Origin of the sequence: Vibrio hepatarius (genome assembly GCF_001274785.1) — a bacterium.
Taxonomy (GTDB): domain Bacteria; phylum Pseudomonadota; class Gammaproteobacteria; order Enterobacterales; family Vibrionaceae; genus Vibrio; species Vibrio hepatarius.
This window is the reverse complement of the sequence record NZ_LHPI01000013.1, coordinates 115,873-131,086: the sequence shown is the minus strand read 5'-3', so window position 1 is coordinate 131,086 and position 15,214 is coordinate 115,873. Positions and strand designations below refer to the sequence as shown.

The window sequence follows — 15,214 nt, the reverse complement described above, 5'->3', positions numbered from 1 at the left end:
ACCAATTGGCTAAATTTCTTAAAAAAAGGCTTGCGGAACGTTTTCACTATGGGATATTACAAACATCAGCCCGGCAGTATGGGCGAAAAGAATTAAAAGTTTTGCGACTCCTCCACAGTGTTGCAAATCGGGGATTTGGTTGTCCCCACCGATTGTGTCCTCCGACATAATCACGAGGGGTGGTTCCCTCCGAATGAGCTGGGCTTTGCCCGGCTTTTTTCGTATTTAGCAGGCAATAAAAAGGGCATCGAATCGATGCCCTTTTCTATTTATGCCTGATTAGTTTGGTGTTACTACCAAAGTAGCCTCAGACTTATCACCACTATCATCGTAACCGACAACTCGGAAGTGGATCGACTTACCAGGACGCCCCGCTACAGAGAGGTTATCTGCATGGACGTGCACCAGTTCACCATCAACAAACCAGTTATGCGTTGCCATATCACCATCAGGGTCAACACAACCTGATTGAACCGCGATAGTACTACTGTACTGCTTGTATGTGATATTACATACCGGCGCCTTGTTTGGTGCGACTTCGACATCAAGTAGCTGCTCTTGAACAATACCAAACTCAGAAGTTACCTTAACTTTGATTTGGTGTTTGCCTTCGGTCATACCCTCAACATATGCCCTTGTAGAAGTTTGGTCATCGAGCAATACATCATCTAGGTACCATTCATAGGTATCTACACGATCATCAGGATGGCCTAATTCTACGCGAGCTCGAATCGACGCATCTAACGGGTCACGCATAAACTCGGTACTGTAGTTAGCTGTCAGTTCGATCTTAGTTTCAGGTGGCTCAAGAACCTCCATGATTTCAGTAATTTCTTTCGAGTTACCGCGATCGTCCGAGATAACAACAGTCAGCTGGTGTAAGCCAGGTTTCGTTGCTGAGAAGTACAAACGCTCATTTGATTGGCGGTCGACTTCCATACCATCAAACTTCAAGAAGTTATAGGTATACTCAACAGCTACTGGTTGACTTTCAAGCTTACGAGCAATTGCTGTTGCACTTACTGGTGCATAGCGAGTTCGGTAGTTCACATCAAATCGATACTCAGGGAATTCATACTTCCAAGTACGGATGCTCAAGTCTTTAGTAGCATAAGTATCATCCTTAAGCTGTTTAACCCAAGAGACGAACGTAATGTCAGTATGCCCAAGTGCAGCATCCGATTCAGTTGGGGTGTAAGTCAGCTTAGTTCCATCAACAATAGTGCCATCAGGTAGAACCCACTGATTCACCACTTCTGATTTAAGTTGACTTGTGGCCAACCGAACTACAGCATTCAATTCTACCGGTACACCCGCTTCAACAATACGAGGTTGTTGAATTGAGATACGAACTGGTTTTGGCTTCTTCACTGATATTTGACGTCGGTAAACGTCGTAACGCTTATCTTCTGCCAATTCATTATTGAAGTAAGACATACGACTCCAAACCTTCATACGATCGCCTGTACCAACGATGTCTATAGTATTGCCGCCCTCTTCCCAGTTATCACCATCGAATGACCATTCGATCTTACCTTTAAGCTCGTTAGCCAACTCACCATTGTCATAAAGCGTTACTGTCCCTTTCTCACCCTCATACAGAGCTATCGGACCATCGGACTTAAGATCTGGAACTTCATAGCCCAGGATTTCAAGTGTATCGGTTCGACTGATAGCGCCTGAAAGCTTGTTCTTCACAGTTGCACGCACAAAGTAATGTGCCGCTTTATCAATTACCTGACGTAGACGTGGTGAACCTTGGTATTCATCAATGACTGTCCAGTCATTGGTTCCATCTACAGACATTTCCCAAGTGATGTCACCCATTGCTTCACGGTCTTCACGTTCTTCTGGTTGATACGTTACAGACGCGGTGAAAGGCACTGGCGCCGCAATACGGTACGTCTTAATTTCACCATCAATCGGGCCACCTTTAAGGACTCGATAGAACGCTGAGTTTGAAAGTACTGTACGAGTGTAACCATCAACTGGTGATTGCAGTTCAGCAACACCGATAAAACGGTATGAACCATAACCAACATCGCTAACATCAAGGTCAAAAGTTACTGATTGGCCAGAGAAGTCTTTAACATCAGTAATCTTATCGTAGTAAGTCTCACGCGTTTCTTTATCACGACGTTCAATAGCAAGGTAGACTTTCCAATCACCCATTGTTTCTTTGTTGTATACAAAGTCACGGCTATCACTGTCGTAGATACCAAGCTTCATCGTTACAGTTGGATTAACTGTGTCCAACGTTCTCAGATCATCTGTAGAAATACGGCTACGAATACGACGCGATGGAACATATACAGTTTCTAGGTCAACTTTTGTGCTCTTAGATGAGTCCAAAGAGTACTTAGCGTTAACATTGAATTGCTTTCTCGCCCACAATTTACCTGCTGGTACCTCAAGCGTGTCATAAGCAGAAACACTTGTAGTACGGCCGTTACGTTGAACCGCAAGAGTCGTAGTTTCTTCTGAACCATCATTAACGACGAGTTGCAGGTCAGCATTCACACCTTTAGCAATCGCTGTAGTGAAACGGCTACCGTCCAGTTCTACAGGGAAAAGGTTTTCGCTGATCACTTTATCCTGCTTCACTGTAAGTGCTGGTGGATCCACTTCGCCAACGTTGATTACCGCACTTTCTTCTGCAGCTAGCGAATGGTTGCCATTGCTATCGTACATCCATACTCGATAACCCACTTCGTTGGTCATTTCATCAGACGACATGGTAAAGCTACCTGTCAAAGAGTGAATGCCGCGGATATATGAGCCGGCAGTGCCAGGTGGCAAGTTAGTCCACTCCAACCAACAACGAATTGATTCACCATAACGGAAGTCACGCTCATGCAGCTCTTCTTCTGAGCTATAAAGCGCACACGTATTACCTTTTATCTGGTCAACTTCCAAGTCCAATCTTTGAACTTTCTTGTAGTAATCAAGATCAGAACCATCCAATGAGTAGTCCATTGGCATGTAGTTAACGATGAATGACTGGGTATAGTAGTTACCGGCAGTATCTTTAACAGTCACTTCAAACGGATACTCTTTAGCAGGAGTAAGGTTCAACGAGGCTGCTTGTGGATATTTAATGTACTTACTATCGCCCTTCAACTCTAATGAAATACCATTCACTTTAGCCGAAACAATCTCAGCACCCCCGTCGAAAGTATCCAACGCGATGATGGCCATGTTTTCAAAGAAGTAGACGTCACCTTCATTGATGAAGTTCTGCCCTTTGTACATTACCTGCACTGTAGGTGGATTACGGTCTAACGTAACTGATGGATATTGCTTCGTCGTCTTGTTGTCGTATTGGTCCGTTAACGTGACAATCGGAAGGAATTGACCATCTGCAACCGAGTGAAGGTCATACGTAAAGATATACTTTCCGTCACGAACCTCTGGCGTACCGACTGCGTTTAGGACAAAGTTCTCCTGCGGCTGAGAGACCATTTCCTGAGTTTCGACCACGTTCAAACCGTCCACAGTAAATACCGGGATCAAAGCTTCAAAATCAGGGTCTGGTGTTAACTCAAGTTTAGCGGATGGCACCCACCAACTACCGGATAACCCAAAGTGTGGTGTATCAACAATCAGCTTAGCTTGTTCGTTTTCAACAACTACGCTAACGCCTTCAACGTCATACTTATCAGTTGTCGCGCTACTTTTTGAACGAGCTTGGATATAAAGACCTTTCGCTTCTGGGGTACGGTAGTCCCATTTCATTACGTAGTCTTCTGGCACGACTTTGTTTTTAGATTCAAAATAGCCGTTTAGAGAGTCAATCGTTAGACTGTATTTTGTCTGGCCAGTAACCTGCCCTTCAACACCAATGCTTCTTGAACCGGCATTAATATCACAGGCGGTGTTACCAATTTCAATAATACATGAACCTAGCCCGTCGACAGTCGCAACTTGACGGTAGTCTCTAGATTCTGCTGAAACTTGGATTTTTGAAATTCCAGACGCTTTGTTGTAGTTAGTCACTTGGAGGCCAGTAAAGGCTCCATGACTTAACGTAGTTTTAACCCCGGTGAAGTCAGGGGCGATCGGTGCAACCGCGTTTACGTTGATTGCATCTGATAGAATTTCTACTTTGTCTAGATTTGTACCTGAGAAGTATGAAATGGAGTAACCGAACTGGTTAGCACCTTCCTTCAACAGATAACCATCTACGGCCATCCCTGCAGCTGTTATCCCCGACGGTAGCTCGGTCCATTCAAACAAACAGACTAAACTATCCCCGTGGTCAGCTTTCGCCACACTAGGATCTCCCGTAAGTTGACAACCGGAACCGTCAGCTTCTTCTGCAACCATTTGGAAAGGGTTGACGTAAGCTTGTTGGTCCCTTAGTACGGGTAAAGATACTTTTGGTGAAACCGCCTCAATCGAACCTGTTACAAGAATCGATTTTGAAACGGCGTGACTGGCCCACAAAGCTAAGGGTATTGCTACCGCTAAGGTTTTAATGTTTGTGGATTTCATGTAAGCACCAGTTAAAGAGCTAAAAGTCAACAGTACTTTACTGAATTGAACTATGCCGCATGGTGAATAAAACCCACTTTGTAAGTGCAATTAATCAACATGATTTGGCAAATTGAAGGCGCATGAAAGTAGCCACTTTTTAATAAAAAGTGGCTTTATTTGATGTTCTTGAGGGAAATGGTTGTAACTAGAATTACATGCAAACAGCCATTTTCTTGGCATTATTTTTAGCTGAGATTTTCAGTTGTGTTCCAGGTTTAAGAACACAGACTTTACGGGCTGAAATATCACAAGCTTCACCCGTTTTTGGATTGCGCCCCGGACGAGAATTTTTTTCAAGAATTCGGAACTGGCCAAAACCATGCAAACTTACTTCGTTACCATTCTGGAGTTCATCACTAATTTGTTGAAAAATATCAGTGACCAAGGATTCTGCCTCGCGGGACGCTACGGGCAATACCTCTTGGAGACTTCTTCCTAAATCACGCTTAGTTAATGTCATTTAATAACCCTTCATTGTATTTAGCTGATCGCAATGCGATTAATGCATTTGGCCTTTCTTGTATTCTTCAATGCGCTGGCACTCTAGGCATTTCACAGCTGTAGGAACACCAATCAAGCGGTCATAATCGATCTCTATTCCACAGCCTTCACAAAAGCCAAATTCATCCAGTTTATGCGTTAAACGGCCGAGTACTTTACGTAAATTAAGCAATTGTTTCTCTTCACGATTGCGTAAAGCTGCACCACAACTACGTTCAGTCTCAAGAGTTGCTCGGTCTGTCGGGTCAGGCATACTCACACCTTCTGACAAACATGTGTTCTGTTCTGAACTTAGTCTTTCTTGAATGTTGGCAATCCCTTGGGAAACCTTCTCTCGGATGCAATTTAATTGTTGTTCTGACAGAAAATCGTGTACTTGCATTATTCAAACCTTACATACATTTGAGCGTAAAAATAACTTGTTAAAATGATGACTAGTTTCCAAAAATCGGACCATTGGAGGATATAAATACCCATCATGACCTTTTGCTTTTTTGGCAACTTCGGGTAACTCCTTCTTAGACCACTTAGCCAGCATTACGTATTTCGTCCCTATATTTCCCAAATGCAGCTCCCATGTCGGATCGTAGTATTTGCCATTAACACAAATGATCGAGTGCTCAACAGGAAGCACTCGACAAGCAAAGGCTAAAACGTATTCCGCTCCAGGGAACAAATCATTCATCACTATCGACCAGCTGTTATCGAAGCAGCGATTAGGCAGACATAAGCCAGAATCGACGATTTTTTGCTTCAATTCTTCTGGTAGTGGGGAAACAAGGACGTTGGTCGTCATATCTGGGTTAATCCCCTTTGCTATGACGGTATCAATCATTTTGAATTCCAAGCTTCCACCCTATTAATCAGGACTTTCCACATTTATAACGCTAAACTTTGAATGTGCAAGCCCTAATTTTTAGTTTTGTGATGATTTTTCTTGATGGCAGTATTCTTTGTAAGGTTTAGTGCGATATTGTGGGCGTTCAAACCCTCTCATTGAACGCTCGGCGCGACTGGCAGCCAGTATTCTTTGCGGCGTATTTACTTGCATGTCGTAAATTTGTGATACATGCATTGTGAATTCATCTTCGGTGTACCCCCAGCCAAACGCACAGTACTTGGTTGAATCCATTTCTTGATATGCCTCCAACCGCTCCTTGATTGTTCTACCAATCATCAGCTTATCAATTGCTTTTGAATACCTTTCCATCTCATGACGAATGATCGGGTACCCAGAGTAACGACCTTCTAGATACTCTTGGATGTCATCTCGAACACCATTGTTATCAATATCAGACCCAAGGAGCTCTACTTCGGCAGTTGTCAGCTCTCTTACGTTGTTGGGTGTAGAATCATGAGCAGATGCACTCATGGAGTTAAATAAACACACAGTGGCTAATATGCCTAATAACTGAACCTTCAAGGCCTTCATGCCTTCTCCCATAGTGATTTTACGTCCACTAGCGTTATTTGCTTTGTTGATATGTTTGACCCGCTAGAAAGCGGGTCATATTGGTTATTTTTGGCTTTCAATCATTTTTATGAATTCCTGCATTTGCGCAGGTTTCATATAGCCAGCCACCTTAGCCTTTCCATTTTGAACATAGACAATACCCGGCGTACCCGCGATGTCGAACGCTTTCATGAAGTCACCGTTTTTCTCTATTAGTTCACGAGTTTTAACGGTTGCAGGCTTAGTATTTGGACGGGCACGTTGAGCTCGAATATGCTCATGCTCTTGCAAAGCTGCATATGGATCTGGCTGGCTAGTAATGTACTCAATCACATCCGGGCTTTGAGCAGACAAGAATGACACAGGTACCCAGCGAACTTCTAAACCATCTTGAATTGCTGGCTCAATTTCATTAAACAATTTCGAGCACCAACCACAGAATGGTTCGATGAATACATACATCGTGCCTTTGCTGTTTCCTTTAGGGTGTGTTGAGAAGTACCAACCTTCGTTTTCAAAATTTTCAAAAACTTTGTTGTAGTCAGGAATGGGCTTCTTCGCATCTAAATACTTAGAAGTTATGTTGATACCGTTTTGATCAATTAGAGGTCCAGCAACAACGTAATTATCTTTAGTTGCCCAATATAAATGGTATTCGCCTTGGTTTTTGACTAGCCACCCAGTAAATGAATCATGTTGGAACACTTCGATAACTTCAATGACACCTTGGTCAATGAGGTTTTTCAGTTGTGGTGGCGCTACCTGCAATGAGCTCCCTGTAGCAATAGGCTGATCTGTATTGGAGTTGATTGCTGCCATACTTTGAGCAGAAAACCCACCGAACAGTGCTCCAGCGATTAGTAATGTTGATAATTTACGGCTACTTACCATTTTTTTGAAGACCTCATTCATTCCATACGGAGTTCGTAAACACCACCAGCGGCTTTCACCTTGAGTAGTATTTGTTTGATTTGATTTTGGCTCTGTTGGTTAAACGATTTTTTGAAGTCATTGAATCGCTCACAGAATTCAGTCGGGATCTCTAACGCGATAGTTTCGCCCGAGGTCGTTTTGTATGAGAGAGTCGTCAACATCATGCCAAAATTAGAACTTGAAGTGATGGTTGCCTCTGTCCAATTGGAAACATTACGTAGTTGAATTAGCTCAGTAGCCAGAACCAATAGTGGTTCTACTCTCAATTTTGACTGTTCCTGAATAATCATTGGGTTTCCTTCTTGAACTGGCATCACTTACTCAAAAGTTTGAGTGTGTAGTTATACGCATCTTCAAGTACCCACACTTCGATTTTCCCCGTCTTTTTAGCCGCACTTAATCAACGCACCAAACAGGAGCAATTTTGTGTTCACCCATCCTAATGCCCCTAAACTACTACCATTACTAATGATGTCGTTTTAATACTGCTAGTTACCGCTACTTAATGAACATATGATTTTTTTAATGTCTCTAGAATATCGGCAGAAATTATTCGAGGGATGATCTGTGAAGAAAATAACGTACATATGGCCATTGATACCTTTAACTTTATTTAGTGCCATTGTTAATGCCGAGGTGTTGTCTTTATCTTTTATTGATACAAACAATTCTTTAGTTGAGCTAGATAGTGCTAATGAGTTTTTCAACCCGACAACAGACATAACCTTCTCTGTATCTGGTGGCCTTGACCGCAAATTGTCCTTAAGGATTGAAGACAGCAGCGGAAACGCAATTAGCTCTACGGAAAGCAATGTCATAGGTGTAAATGACAGGATTACTGCGCTAGGACGTGACTATTACGGTAAAACCTTAACTTTGTCGGCGCCAAATGATGGAGCCTATTCGGTCGTTGCTGACATAAAGGATCTATCTGGTGAAATAATACAAACCAACACCTACCCTATCGTTATCGACACGACCGCGCCCACTCTCGGTTCTCCACAAGCAACCAGTTATGGTGGATTAGATGGCATAAACATGCCTGCAGACACTTGGTATACCGGCTATTACAGTACAAACAAATATTATGTATCCGATATTGCCGATGAAAACTCTGGCGTATCAGTAGTTAACGCGATAACCAGGATTGGCGAAAAGGTTTATAAAAAAGCCGCCGCAAGTTTTGACCCTCAAGCCATGCAAGCTTATATAGGCAATGGATCATCGTGGTTTCCTAGTGGTGACAACGCGGAGACTGTTTACAGCTTACAGTTTGAAGTGGTCGATAATGCCGGCAACATTGCATATTCGAAAGAACAAGACCTGTATTTTGATACCGTTGGAGGCAACGCGCAGCTTTTCGCAATCCATGACCCAGATTCTACAAATGTTATGGGTGGCCAAGCAGGTTACGAGCCCTATGTTGCGGCAATGACTGTCAAAGAGAACCCTATTTCTTTTATGTATCGGATACCAAGATCTAACTACGCCAACCTAGTTCGTGGTGGTATCACTCCTGTAGGGCACTCAGCAATCTACGATGATGTCGATGACCAGTATGTGTATGTTGTTTTCACGCGGCCTTATGGTTTTACAAACGGGAACTATGTGCGATTTCATGACCGCCGTTCTTGGTCTATTCAAGGTGTGAGTTACAATTTAAAGCTTGATGATTCCGCGCCTAAAGAGCCCGTTCGTAAAGGTAACCAGTATCAGTATTCCGATATAGGTTGGAGCAGTTGGGGCCGTGAAGTGTACACGGAGGAATTACCAGTTTCTGTCACGGCTGCAAAGATCATAGTTGAACCAAGAGACTATGACCAAGTATTTGAGCATATGGGGAAATGTACTGTGCCGGCTGGGGATACAGAGTGTGTTATCACCTACGACCCACCAAAGCTCTTAGATACAGGCACCTACGGCAACCTGCATAGTGGTTCTTCAATCAAAAACTTGGATGGTAGTTTGTATGGTCAACCCGGTTGGGCAAGTGTTCACTGGAACGATACTCACCACCCTGAAATCACTAGTACGGAATGGGATAAGAATACTAAGATCGTTACGGTCTATGCTTACCAACCAAACCGCGGCTATTACTTTGATAACACCCGGATCACTCAAGCCTATCTAGAATCGAATGGTCAGAAACTCTCTGTCAAACGTATATTATCTGAGGAAAATGGCACTAACTATAAGTACCAATTTGATTTGAGCACTTTACCCGAAGGCTCATACAACGTTGAAGCAGTAGTGATGGAGAAGCACCACAATTACGCTAGAAAAGACGTTGTATCCTTCACAAATGACACTACCCCACCAGCAGTTACGCTGCTTTATAACGGTGCCATTATTGGTGACATGATCCAAGGTATTAACGGCATCACCGTTAGCGCCATAGACAACACAGCCATGACTATTCTCGACGCGAGCTTATCAGGTGGACCAAGTGAGGATTTAGTTTATCTTGCGATTACTGACCTTGGCCAAGACACATGGAAACTCGAACAACCCCGTATTTTCCCTGCTTTGCAGGAACAACAAAGTTACACGCTGACAGTACGAGTTAAAGATGAATATAACAACATAGGCACTGGTACCGCGAGATTTCAATACACCCCTGAGAACTGGATAAAACTAGAGAATTTGAAGACATTAGCCATTAGCAAAAACCTGCTTAACAGACAGGGAGAGCCACTAGCTAGAGTCACATCATCAGAACTACGTACTGACTCTGGAAACTTAGCAACCGGTTTGCAGGATGCTCTTGTTACACTCCGTTCTGACGCTCCATTCGGCTTGATGGTTGAAGGTGTTGAGGTATCACCAGGTCAAACAAAAAGTATCCCATTAGACTTGGGTGATTTGGGAGGAAAACTCGATGTACCGATTTATCCATCATCAAATTCAGAAGGCATTGCATCATTTATGCTTGAGGTGCCTGAGCTAACAAGTAAATACGATTAAGTCCGAGGAAATACCTGCATGAATGATACGTTCAGAAAAACTAGAAACGCTTGGTTAGCACTAGGGACATTTCTTACACTCCCTGTATATTTTGGAAGTGGTGAGCTACTACAGGACAGCCTGCCAGTACTTAAACTATTCTTCTTTTGGATAGCTTTCCTCGCAACAATATCGCCGCTTTTCATAGCTATATATTTCGCAATTATCTTTTATAAACGCATGATTTCAAAGCGTGAAGGTAAAGTGCAATCTACATCGGATGATGATAAAAACTCTAAGTTGAATGTTGCCAAAAATACTATAAACAAAATCAGCACAAACAACCTGACCAAACATTCAATAGTAATTTATGGCATCTTCGCGGCTTCCTTTATCCTACAAAAAGACTTGTCCATAATTGAACTCATTGGGCACCAATCGTTACTGATGGCCGCTACTGCCGTGATTGTTGGGGTGCTTATTTCAACGGTTCTTTGGGTTAACAAGTCGTTTCTAACCAACTTGGTGATATTTAACAAAGAAAAGGGGTTTAGACGATACTGCCCAAACAAGACAGCTATTGCACTCATTTGTACCGCTGTGTTTGTATTAAACTCAGACAAGTTGATAGAGAGCTATATTTCGCACCAGAACACTTACAATTTAAGTGGCCAACTTTTACATGTTGATGTCGATCGTGGTCAGGGAAAAAATGTTATTACGGTTAAAAGAGACACTGGTAACGTTGAGCTATTAGTCGACCCTTCTGAGTACGAGCAAGCAAAAGCGCTTAATGAAATGGTTGGAGAGAATTTAAATTTTAACGTGTATAACCACACATTCATTATACCAAACATCGGCAAAACTCACTTTGTATCACTCAGTGACAACAAGCCCAATGAATAGTGCGAAATTTGATAGTGATTAGAAATAGTAAGGGACTCCATTGAGAGTCCCTTAGTGAATGGAGAATACAAGTAACGTCGTCAGCTATATCAACAGATGTTAATGCATTTCAAATTCGTACTCACCATTGCTGTTCACTGTAAATAAATAAGATTCTATACGTTCATCGAGAACGCTGAGGCTATTACTACAATCACGAATACGATTACCCATTTCGGGCGTAACCAATAAAGTTTTTTTAGCTCCGTTTACGAGCAAATACGCATTGCTTACCATCATTCCACAAACTGATTTGCCTTCAACAGTAAGTAGACTCCAATCAAAATTACATTCTGCGATTAGTTCATTTGCTACTTCGTTCAAGGTAGCTGCTAACATTTGAACTTTTATTTGTACTTGTTCTGACATCAGTGTAACGCCCGGCCACCAGCTGGAGCATGTTGAGCATTCTTGATGTGGTTTACACACAAACAAGTCAATACCGCTACAGTGCCTTCCACCGGATTTTCGTCCTTCGTGCCAGCATCCAACAGGACATCAAGGAACGCCCCTTTCAACATTGGGTTGTTTGAATGATCAGATTCTTTATGTGCATACATGCTGGAAATAGTGCCGGCATTCTGCAGACGGATATAGTCAATGATATGCTGAACTTCGGCCATCCATTGTTTAAGTAGCGGGTCTTCTCGCTCAATTCTGCAAGAGTCTTCCGCACTGTGGCCAAAAGACGCGTTACCATCAAACGTAAACTTCACAAAAGCTGAGAACAATTCATTGCCAAGTTCCGGTCCAATATTATTTTCATTAAAAAAGATCTGCATCCGTCGTAAAGATGCTGCAGTACGCTCGGCTAGTTCTATATCGTCTTCATTCAATGTCGTCTGATAGGTCATTACATCCCTTTATCTTATTAGCTAGTTGTCTGCTTGTACGGCTATCCAGATGCGCTTTTCTCGGGCAATGTCTGTGTATTTCTCGTACAAGGCTTATTAATATGTCGTTTAGTGTGCTTAAAAAGAAAATATCCTCAAGCGAATTTTGATAAGATACCACGACTTCAAAACTGAACGTTTAAAATGGAATCAATCGGACCTTACTGAATGCCTAATACAGTCACATCGTTTTTTATCGATACACTAACAACGCTACTATCGACTTCCGGGTTATTCCTCGCGTTCGTTGTGACCCTATACTTACTTCAAAGGCTGACTTGCGGCTTAGCTGCACGACAATTTGGAGGGAAAAGTATATACCTTAGCGCGATCGTAGGTACCCCTGTACATGAAATATCGCACGCTCTTATCTGCCTCCCATTTTTCCATAAGATAAACGAGGTGGCGCTATTCAAGCCTGATGGCACTGGAACATTAGGCTACGTGACTCACTCATACAACCCCGCGAACCTCTGGCAGCAGATCGGCAACTTTTTTATTGGTGTAGCTCCCCTGTTCGGTGGTACTGCGGCGATCTACATATTAACCTATTCGTTTCTGCCATACGGTGAAAACGTTATTGATGTCATTGACTCGTTAAGCGCCCCGTTCAGCCACACATCAGGATTTACCACATTTGTAACGGCCCTTTTTGACGCAGTGCTAAAGCTGAGCTCGGTTCTTTGGGTGATTGCTCAAGACAGTCCGGGCAAATTTGCCATTTGGATGTATTTAACCGCGGCCATCGCTTTGCATATGTCACCTTCCCCGGCAGACCTGCGCGGATCTGTTAAAGGGGCATTACTATTACTGCTCGTACTCGGTTGCGTTCGTTTAATTTCCGACCAGGCATGGGAATCTTTACTCGACCACCTAGCTTCGGGTCTTCTCTCGTTATCGATTACGTATTCTATTTGTATTTTACTGGCAGGCAGTTTGGCATTTTTCGTATTTGCATTTTCTTTGGTAAGCAAGAAATAAGTTATGACTCAAACACAGCAATACCAAGCACTAATCAACTGCCCGTCATGTAACAGCAAGGCAGATTTGGTCGGCCAAGTTATGGGTAGGGATAAAAAAGGTAGAGGAAAATACTCTTGTCTTTGCATTGCATGCGATGGATTTATCCAGTTGCCATCAGCATGCCCGAAGTGTAGCAGCAAGGAAGCCACTATTAACACTTCGGGTGCTCAGTATCGAATGTATTGCAGTTGCTGCAAAGAGGCATCGATATTGTTCTACGATAGCAGGATCGTGCGACCAGAGTTCTTAAAGTGTATATTTTAAGGGTAACTTCTCACGGTTTGATATTGTTGAGATTGAAATCATCCAGATCCAACATATCAAGAATTTCGATAATTGAAATATCTTCTCCCTGATCATACCGACGCTTATAGTCGAGATAAAAAATATCTCGAGGTGGACACTTTGAGTACAACTGTTCTTTTTCTTTCTTGCTTAACGCGTGTATAAACACGTAGTAATCTACCGCTTCAAGATAAGCCTTTAAAAAAGGTTTTTGTTCGGATATTCGAAAAAACTTCCACTTGTATCCTGTAGTTCCGCCTGAGACTGCAAAACCAGGTCTAAAGTAGCCCCCATACCCACTATTAAATTTGCCTATTGCAGCTGTGAAACCCGTAGCTATCTTCTTTGATCGGAAATTTGATTCTTTGCCCTTTCCGTAACCCATTTCCTTTGCAGTAAAAACGTGTTGAGTGTTTGGAACCCATATTGGAGAGCGCTCATTATCTTCTACAAAGTATTCAGGTATGTTGGTGCCAAACAGTAACCGAGCTGAACGGCGCCATAACTCTGCGTCAAATTCGACATCAATATATGGTGTCCCGTGCTTTGCTTCCTGCTCAATCCACTGCAAAAACATTTCTTCACGACGGCCATTGTAAACCGCTGCAATTGCGTTATGAGAAGCAATCCATTTAGTCGTAAATTCCACGGCAGCATCATGGTCATTGTATGACTTCGGGCTATATGTGCTTGTTTCAAGGGTTCGTGAATGAACCTGCCAGCGATGAAATGGGTTACCAGATTTGGTTTCTATACCAACATTGGGCGCTAGACAGTCCAAGGTATAGAATTTCTTGAACAGTCTGGCTGGGCGGTAATTGTTATCCAGATAGTAGTCATTACGTTTTGATATAGCTTCACTGATGTTCGCTGCGTATGGTTGGAACTCTTCTCCATTAGCTTTGAATTTCAGTTGAAACCCCTCACCTTTGGGAAGTTTTGTAATGTTTCGAAATTCTGCGGTTGACTGCATTCGTGTTTACCTAAGTCTTACTGTGTATGGTCTACAGAGGCTTTAATGGAAAGCTTTCTCTGGTAGATCAATTTCTTCGCCAAGCACACTACATACGTAAGCGCGCATAGCAGCAATTAATAACGTATTTCCGTTTTGTGTACATTCACCGCCCTTCACATACGCCGAGCAGGTTGTTGAGCCATCACTTGGAGAAATGAGGCTAATGTTTTGTGCATCAGCGATTGGACCGCCCAACTGCCAGTTAGTGGAAGGACTGTAGCCACGACCGATTTTTGTAATATAACCTTTAGGGTCATCATCCCATACCCAAAACCCAGCCTCTGAGCCAGAACCAAAGCCCATAGGGTCATACTTAATTGGAAGGTTTTGGCATTTCGCTACCGCCCAATCAAGAACAGCACCTTCTAAAGTTGAAACGTTAACGCGAGACATGAATCTTCCTTACTACGACTGGATAGCGACCATCACTATCACTTCAATGTAATTTAGGTTAATTCAAGCCTCCGATCGCGCAACAGCGTTATCGCCCTCTCTATCCAGGTTCAGATTCTTTTTTCGGAGTTTATAATCTTTGACACTAGCGTCCAACGTTAAGTAGTTGACGAACAAGCCTCAAAATCAACTTACACCCGGCAGTTAAAATCAGCATAGTCAAGATAGAGAAAACGAATCTCTCATTAAAGCTTAAGGCGTTTACCCAATGAATAAATTGCAACGCTCCCAAAT

The 15,214-nt window shown here is 42.8% G+C and carries 14 protein-coding genes; 3 read left to right on the top strand and 11 right to left on the bottom strand.

The annotated features are described in order from the left end of the window. Positions 1-279 precede the first annotated feature (279 nt). The 7 genes from AKJ31_RS14720 to AKJ31_RS14690 all read right to left on the bottom strand — a co-directional run bounded on the left by AKJ31_RS14720 (position 280) and on the right by AKJ31_RS14690 (position 7,713). On the bottom strand, positions 280-4,494 hold the full coding sequence (locus AKJ31_RS14720) for an Ig-like domain-containing protein (protein ID WP_053409871.1): 4,215 nt from the start codon (positions 4,492-4,494) through the stop codon (positions 280-282). Between the two features lie 193 nt (positions 4,495-4,687). Then, positions 4,688-4,996 carry an HU family DNA-binding protein gene (locus AKJ31_RS14715; protein WP_053409870.1) on the bottom strand — a complete coding sequence of 103 codons (309 nt, stop codon included), beginning with the start codon at positions 4,994-4,996 and terminating at the stop codon, positions 4,688-4,690. Positions 4,997-5,035: 39 nt separating this feature from the next. Beyond that, on the bottom strand, positions 5,036-5,419 hold the full coding sequence (locus AKJ31_RS14710) for a TraR/DksA family transcriptional regulator (protein ID WP_053409869.1): 384 nt from the start codon (positions 5,417-5,419) through the stop codon (positions 5,036-5,038). Positions 5,420-5,422: 3 nt separating this feature from the next. Then, complete coding sequence (locus AKJ31_RS14705) at positions 5,423-5,872, bottom strand: hypothetical protein (protein ID WP_053409868.1); 450 nt, start codon at positions 5,870-5,872, stop codon at positions 5,423-5,425. An 81-nt stretch (positions 5,873-5,953) separates the two neighbouring features. Continuing rightward, positions 5,954-6,481: a hypothetical protein gene (locus tag AKJ31_RS14700; RefSeq protein ID WP_157052369.1), complete on the bottom strand. Its 528-nt coding sequence runs from the start codon at positions 6,479-6,481 to the stop codon at positions 5,954-5,956. A gap of 72 nt (positions 6,482-6,553) precedes the next feature. Next, the gene (locus tag AKJ31_RS14695) at positions 6,554-7,402 is read right to left on the bottom strand and encodes a thioredoxin fold domain-containing protein (protein ID WP_053409866.1); all 849 of its coding nucleotides are present in this window, start codon (positions 7,400-7,402) and stop codon (positions 6,554-6,556) included. Further along, on the bottom strand, positions 7,399-7,713 hold the full coding sequence (locus tag AKJ31_RS14690) for a hypothetical protein (RefSeq protein WP_139374576.1): 315 nt from the start codon (positions 7,711-7,713) through the stop codon (positions 7,399-7,401). The genes AKJ31_RS14695 and AKJ31_RS14690 overlap by 4 nt, the downstream gene beginning before the upstream one ends. A 277-nt stretch (positions 7,714-7,990) precedes the next feature. Between AKJ31_RS14690 and AKJ31_RS14685 the strand changes: the two genes are divergently transcribed. Together AKJ31_RS14685 and AKJ31_RS14680 are read left to right on the top strand one after the other, a co-directional pair. Beyond that, complete coding sequence (locus AKJ31_RS14685; protein ID WP_053409864.1) at positions 7,991-10,387, top strand: Ig-like domain-containing protein; 2,397 nt, start codon at positions 7,991-7,993, stop codon at positions 10,385-10,387. A gap of 18 nt (positions 10,388-10,405) precedes the next feature. Then, positions 10,406-11,272, top strand: coding sequence for a hypothetical protein (locus tag AKJ31_RS14680; RefSeq protein WP_053409863.1), 867 nt, complete (start codon positions 10,406-10,408; stop codon positions 11,270-11,272). A 99-nt stretch (positions 11,273-11,371) separates the two neighbouring features. Here the strand turns inward: AKJ31_RS14680 and AKJ31_RS14675 are convergent, their stop codons facing one another. Both AKJ31_RS14675 and AKJ31_RS14670 read right to left on the bottom strand, forming a co-directional pair. Next, complete coding sequence (locus AKJ31_RS14675; protein WP_053409862.1) at positions 11,372-11,680, bottom strand: hypothetical protein; 309 nt, start codon at positions 11,678-11,680, stop codon at positions 11,372-11,374. Continuing rightward, positions 11,680-12,165: a hypothetical protein gene (locus tag AKJ31_RS14670; RefSeq protein ID WP_053409861.1), complete on the bottom strand. Its 486-nt coding sequence runs from the start codon at positions 12,163-12,165 to the stop codon at positions 11,680-11,682. The genes AKJ31_RS14675 and AKJ31_RS14670 overlap by 1 nt, the downstream gene beginning before the upstream one ends. Positions 12,166-12,606: 441 nt before the next feature. Between AKJ31_RS14670 and AKJ31_RS14665 the strand changes: the two genes are divergently transcribed. After that, complete coding sequence (locus AKJ31_RS14665; protein WP_053409860.1) at positions 12,607-13,185, top strand: hypothetical protein; 579 nt, start codon at positions 12,607-12,609, stop codon at positions 13,183-13,185. Positions 13,186-13,501: 316 nt separating this feature from the next. Here the strand turns inward: AKJ31_RS14665 and AKJ31_RS14660 are convergent, their stop codons facing one another. Continuing rightward, positions 13,502-14,485 carry a hypothetical protein gene (locus tag AKJ31_RS14660; RefSeq protein WP_053409859.1) on the bottom strand — a complete coding sequence of 328 codons (984 nt, stop codon included), beginning with the start codon at positions 14,483-14,485 and terminating at the stop codon, positions 13,502-13,504. A gap of 42 nt (positions 14,486-14,527) precedes the next feature. Beyond that, positions 14,528-14,920 carry a phage protein NinX family protein gene (locus tag AKJ31_RS14655; protein WP_053409858.1) on the bottom strand — a complete coding sequence of 131 codons (393 nt, stop codon included), beginning with the start codon at positions 14,918-14,920 and terminating at the stop codon, positions 14,528-14,530. Positions 14,921-15,214: the final 294 nt, after the last annotated feature.

Bases quoted from the DNA above. Each gene is read 5' to 3' on its own strand.
- AKJ31_RS14720 (WP_053409871.1), bottom strand. From the start codon at position 4,494: ATGAAATCCACAAACATTAAAACCTTAGCGGTAGCAATACCCTTAGCT.
- AKJ31_RS14715 (WP_053409870.1), bottom strand. From the start codon at position 4,996: ATGACATTAACTAAGCGTGATTTAGGAAGAAGTCTCCAAGAGGTATTG.
- AKJ31_RS14710 (WP_053409869.1), bottom strand. From the start codon at position 5,419: ATGCAAGTACACGATTTTCTGTCAGAACAACAATTAAATTGCATCCGA.
- AKJ31_RS14705 (WP_053409868.1), bottom strand. From the start codon at position 5,872: ATGATTGATACCGTCATAGCAAAGGGGATTAACCCAGATATGACGACC.
- AKJ31_RS14700 (WP_157052369.1), bottom strand. From the start codon at position 6,481: ATGGGAGAAGGCATGAAGGCCTTGAAGGTTCAGTTATTAGGCATATTA.
- AKJ31_RS14695 (WP_053409866.1), bottom strand. From the start codon at position 7,402: ATGAATGAGGTCTTCAAAAAAATGGTAAGTAGCCGTAAATTATCAACA.
- AKJ31_RS14690 (WP_139374576.1), bottom strand. From the start codon at position 7,713: ATGATTATTCAGGAACAGTCAAAATTGAGAGTAGAACCACTATTGGTT.
- AKJ31_RS14680 (WP_053409863.1), top strand. From the start codon at position 10,406: ATGAATGATACGTTCAGAAAAACTAGAAACGCTTGGTTAGCACTAGGG.
- AKJ31_RS14675 (WP_053409862.1), bottom strand. From the start codon at position 11,680: ATGTCAGAACAAGTACAAATAAAAGTTCAAATGTTAGCAGCTACCTTG.
- AKJ31_RS14670 (WP_053409861.1), bottom strand. From the start codon at position 12,165: ATGACCTATCAGACGACATTGAATGAAGACGATATAGAACTAGCCGAG.
- AKJ31_RS14660 (WP_053409859.1), bottom strand. From the start codon at position 14,485: ATGCAGTCAACCGCAGAATTTCGAAACATTACAAAACTTCCCAAAGGT.
- AKJ31_RS14655 (WP_053409858.1), bottom strand. From the start codon at position 14,920: ATGTCTCGCGTTAACGTTTCAACTTTAGAAGGTGCTGTTCTTGATTGG.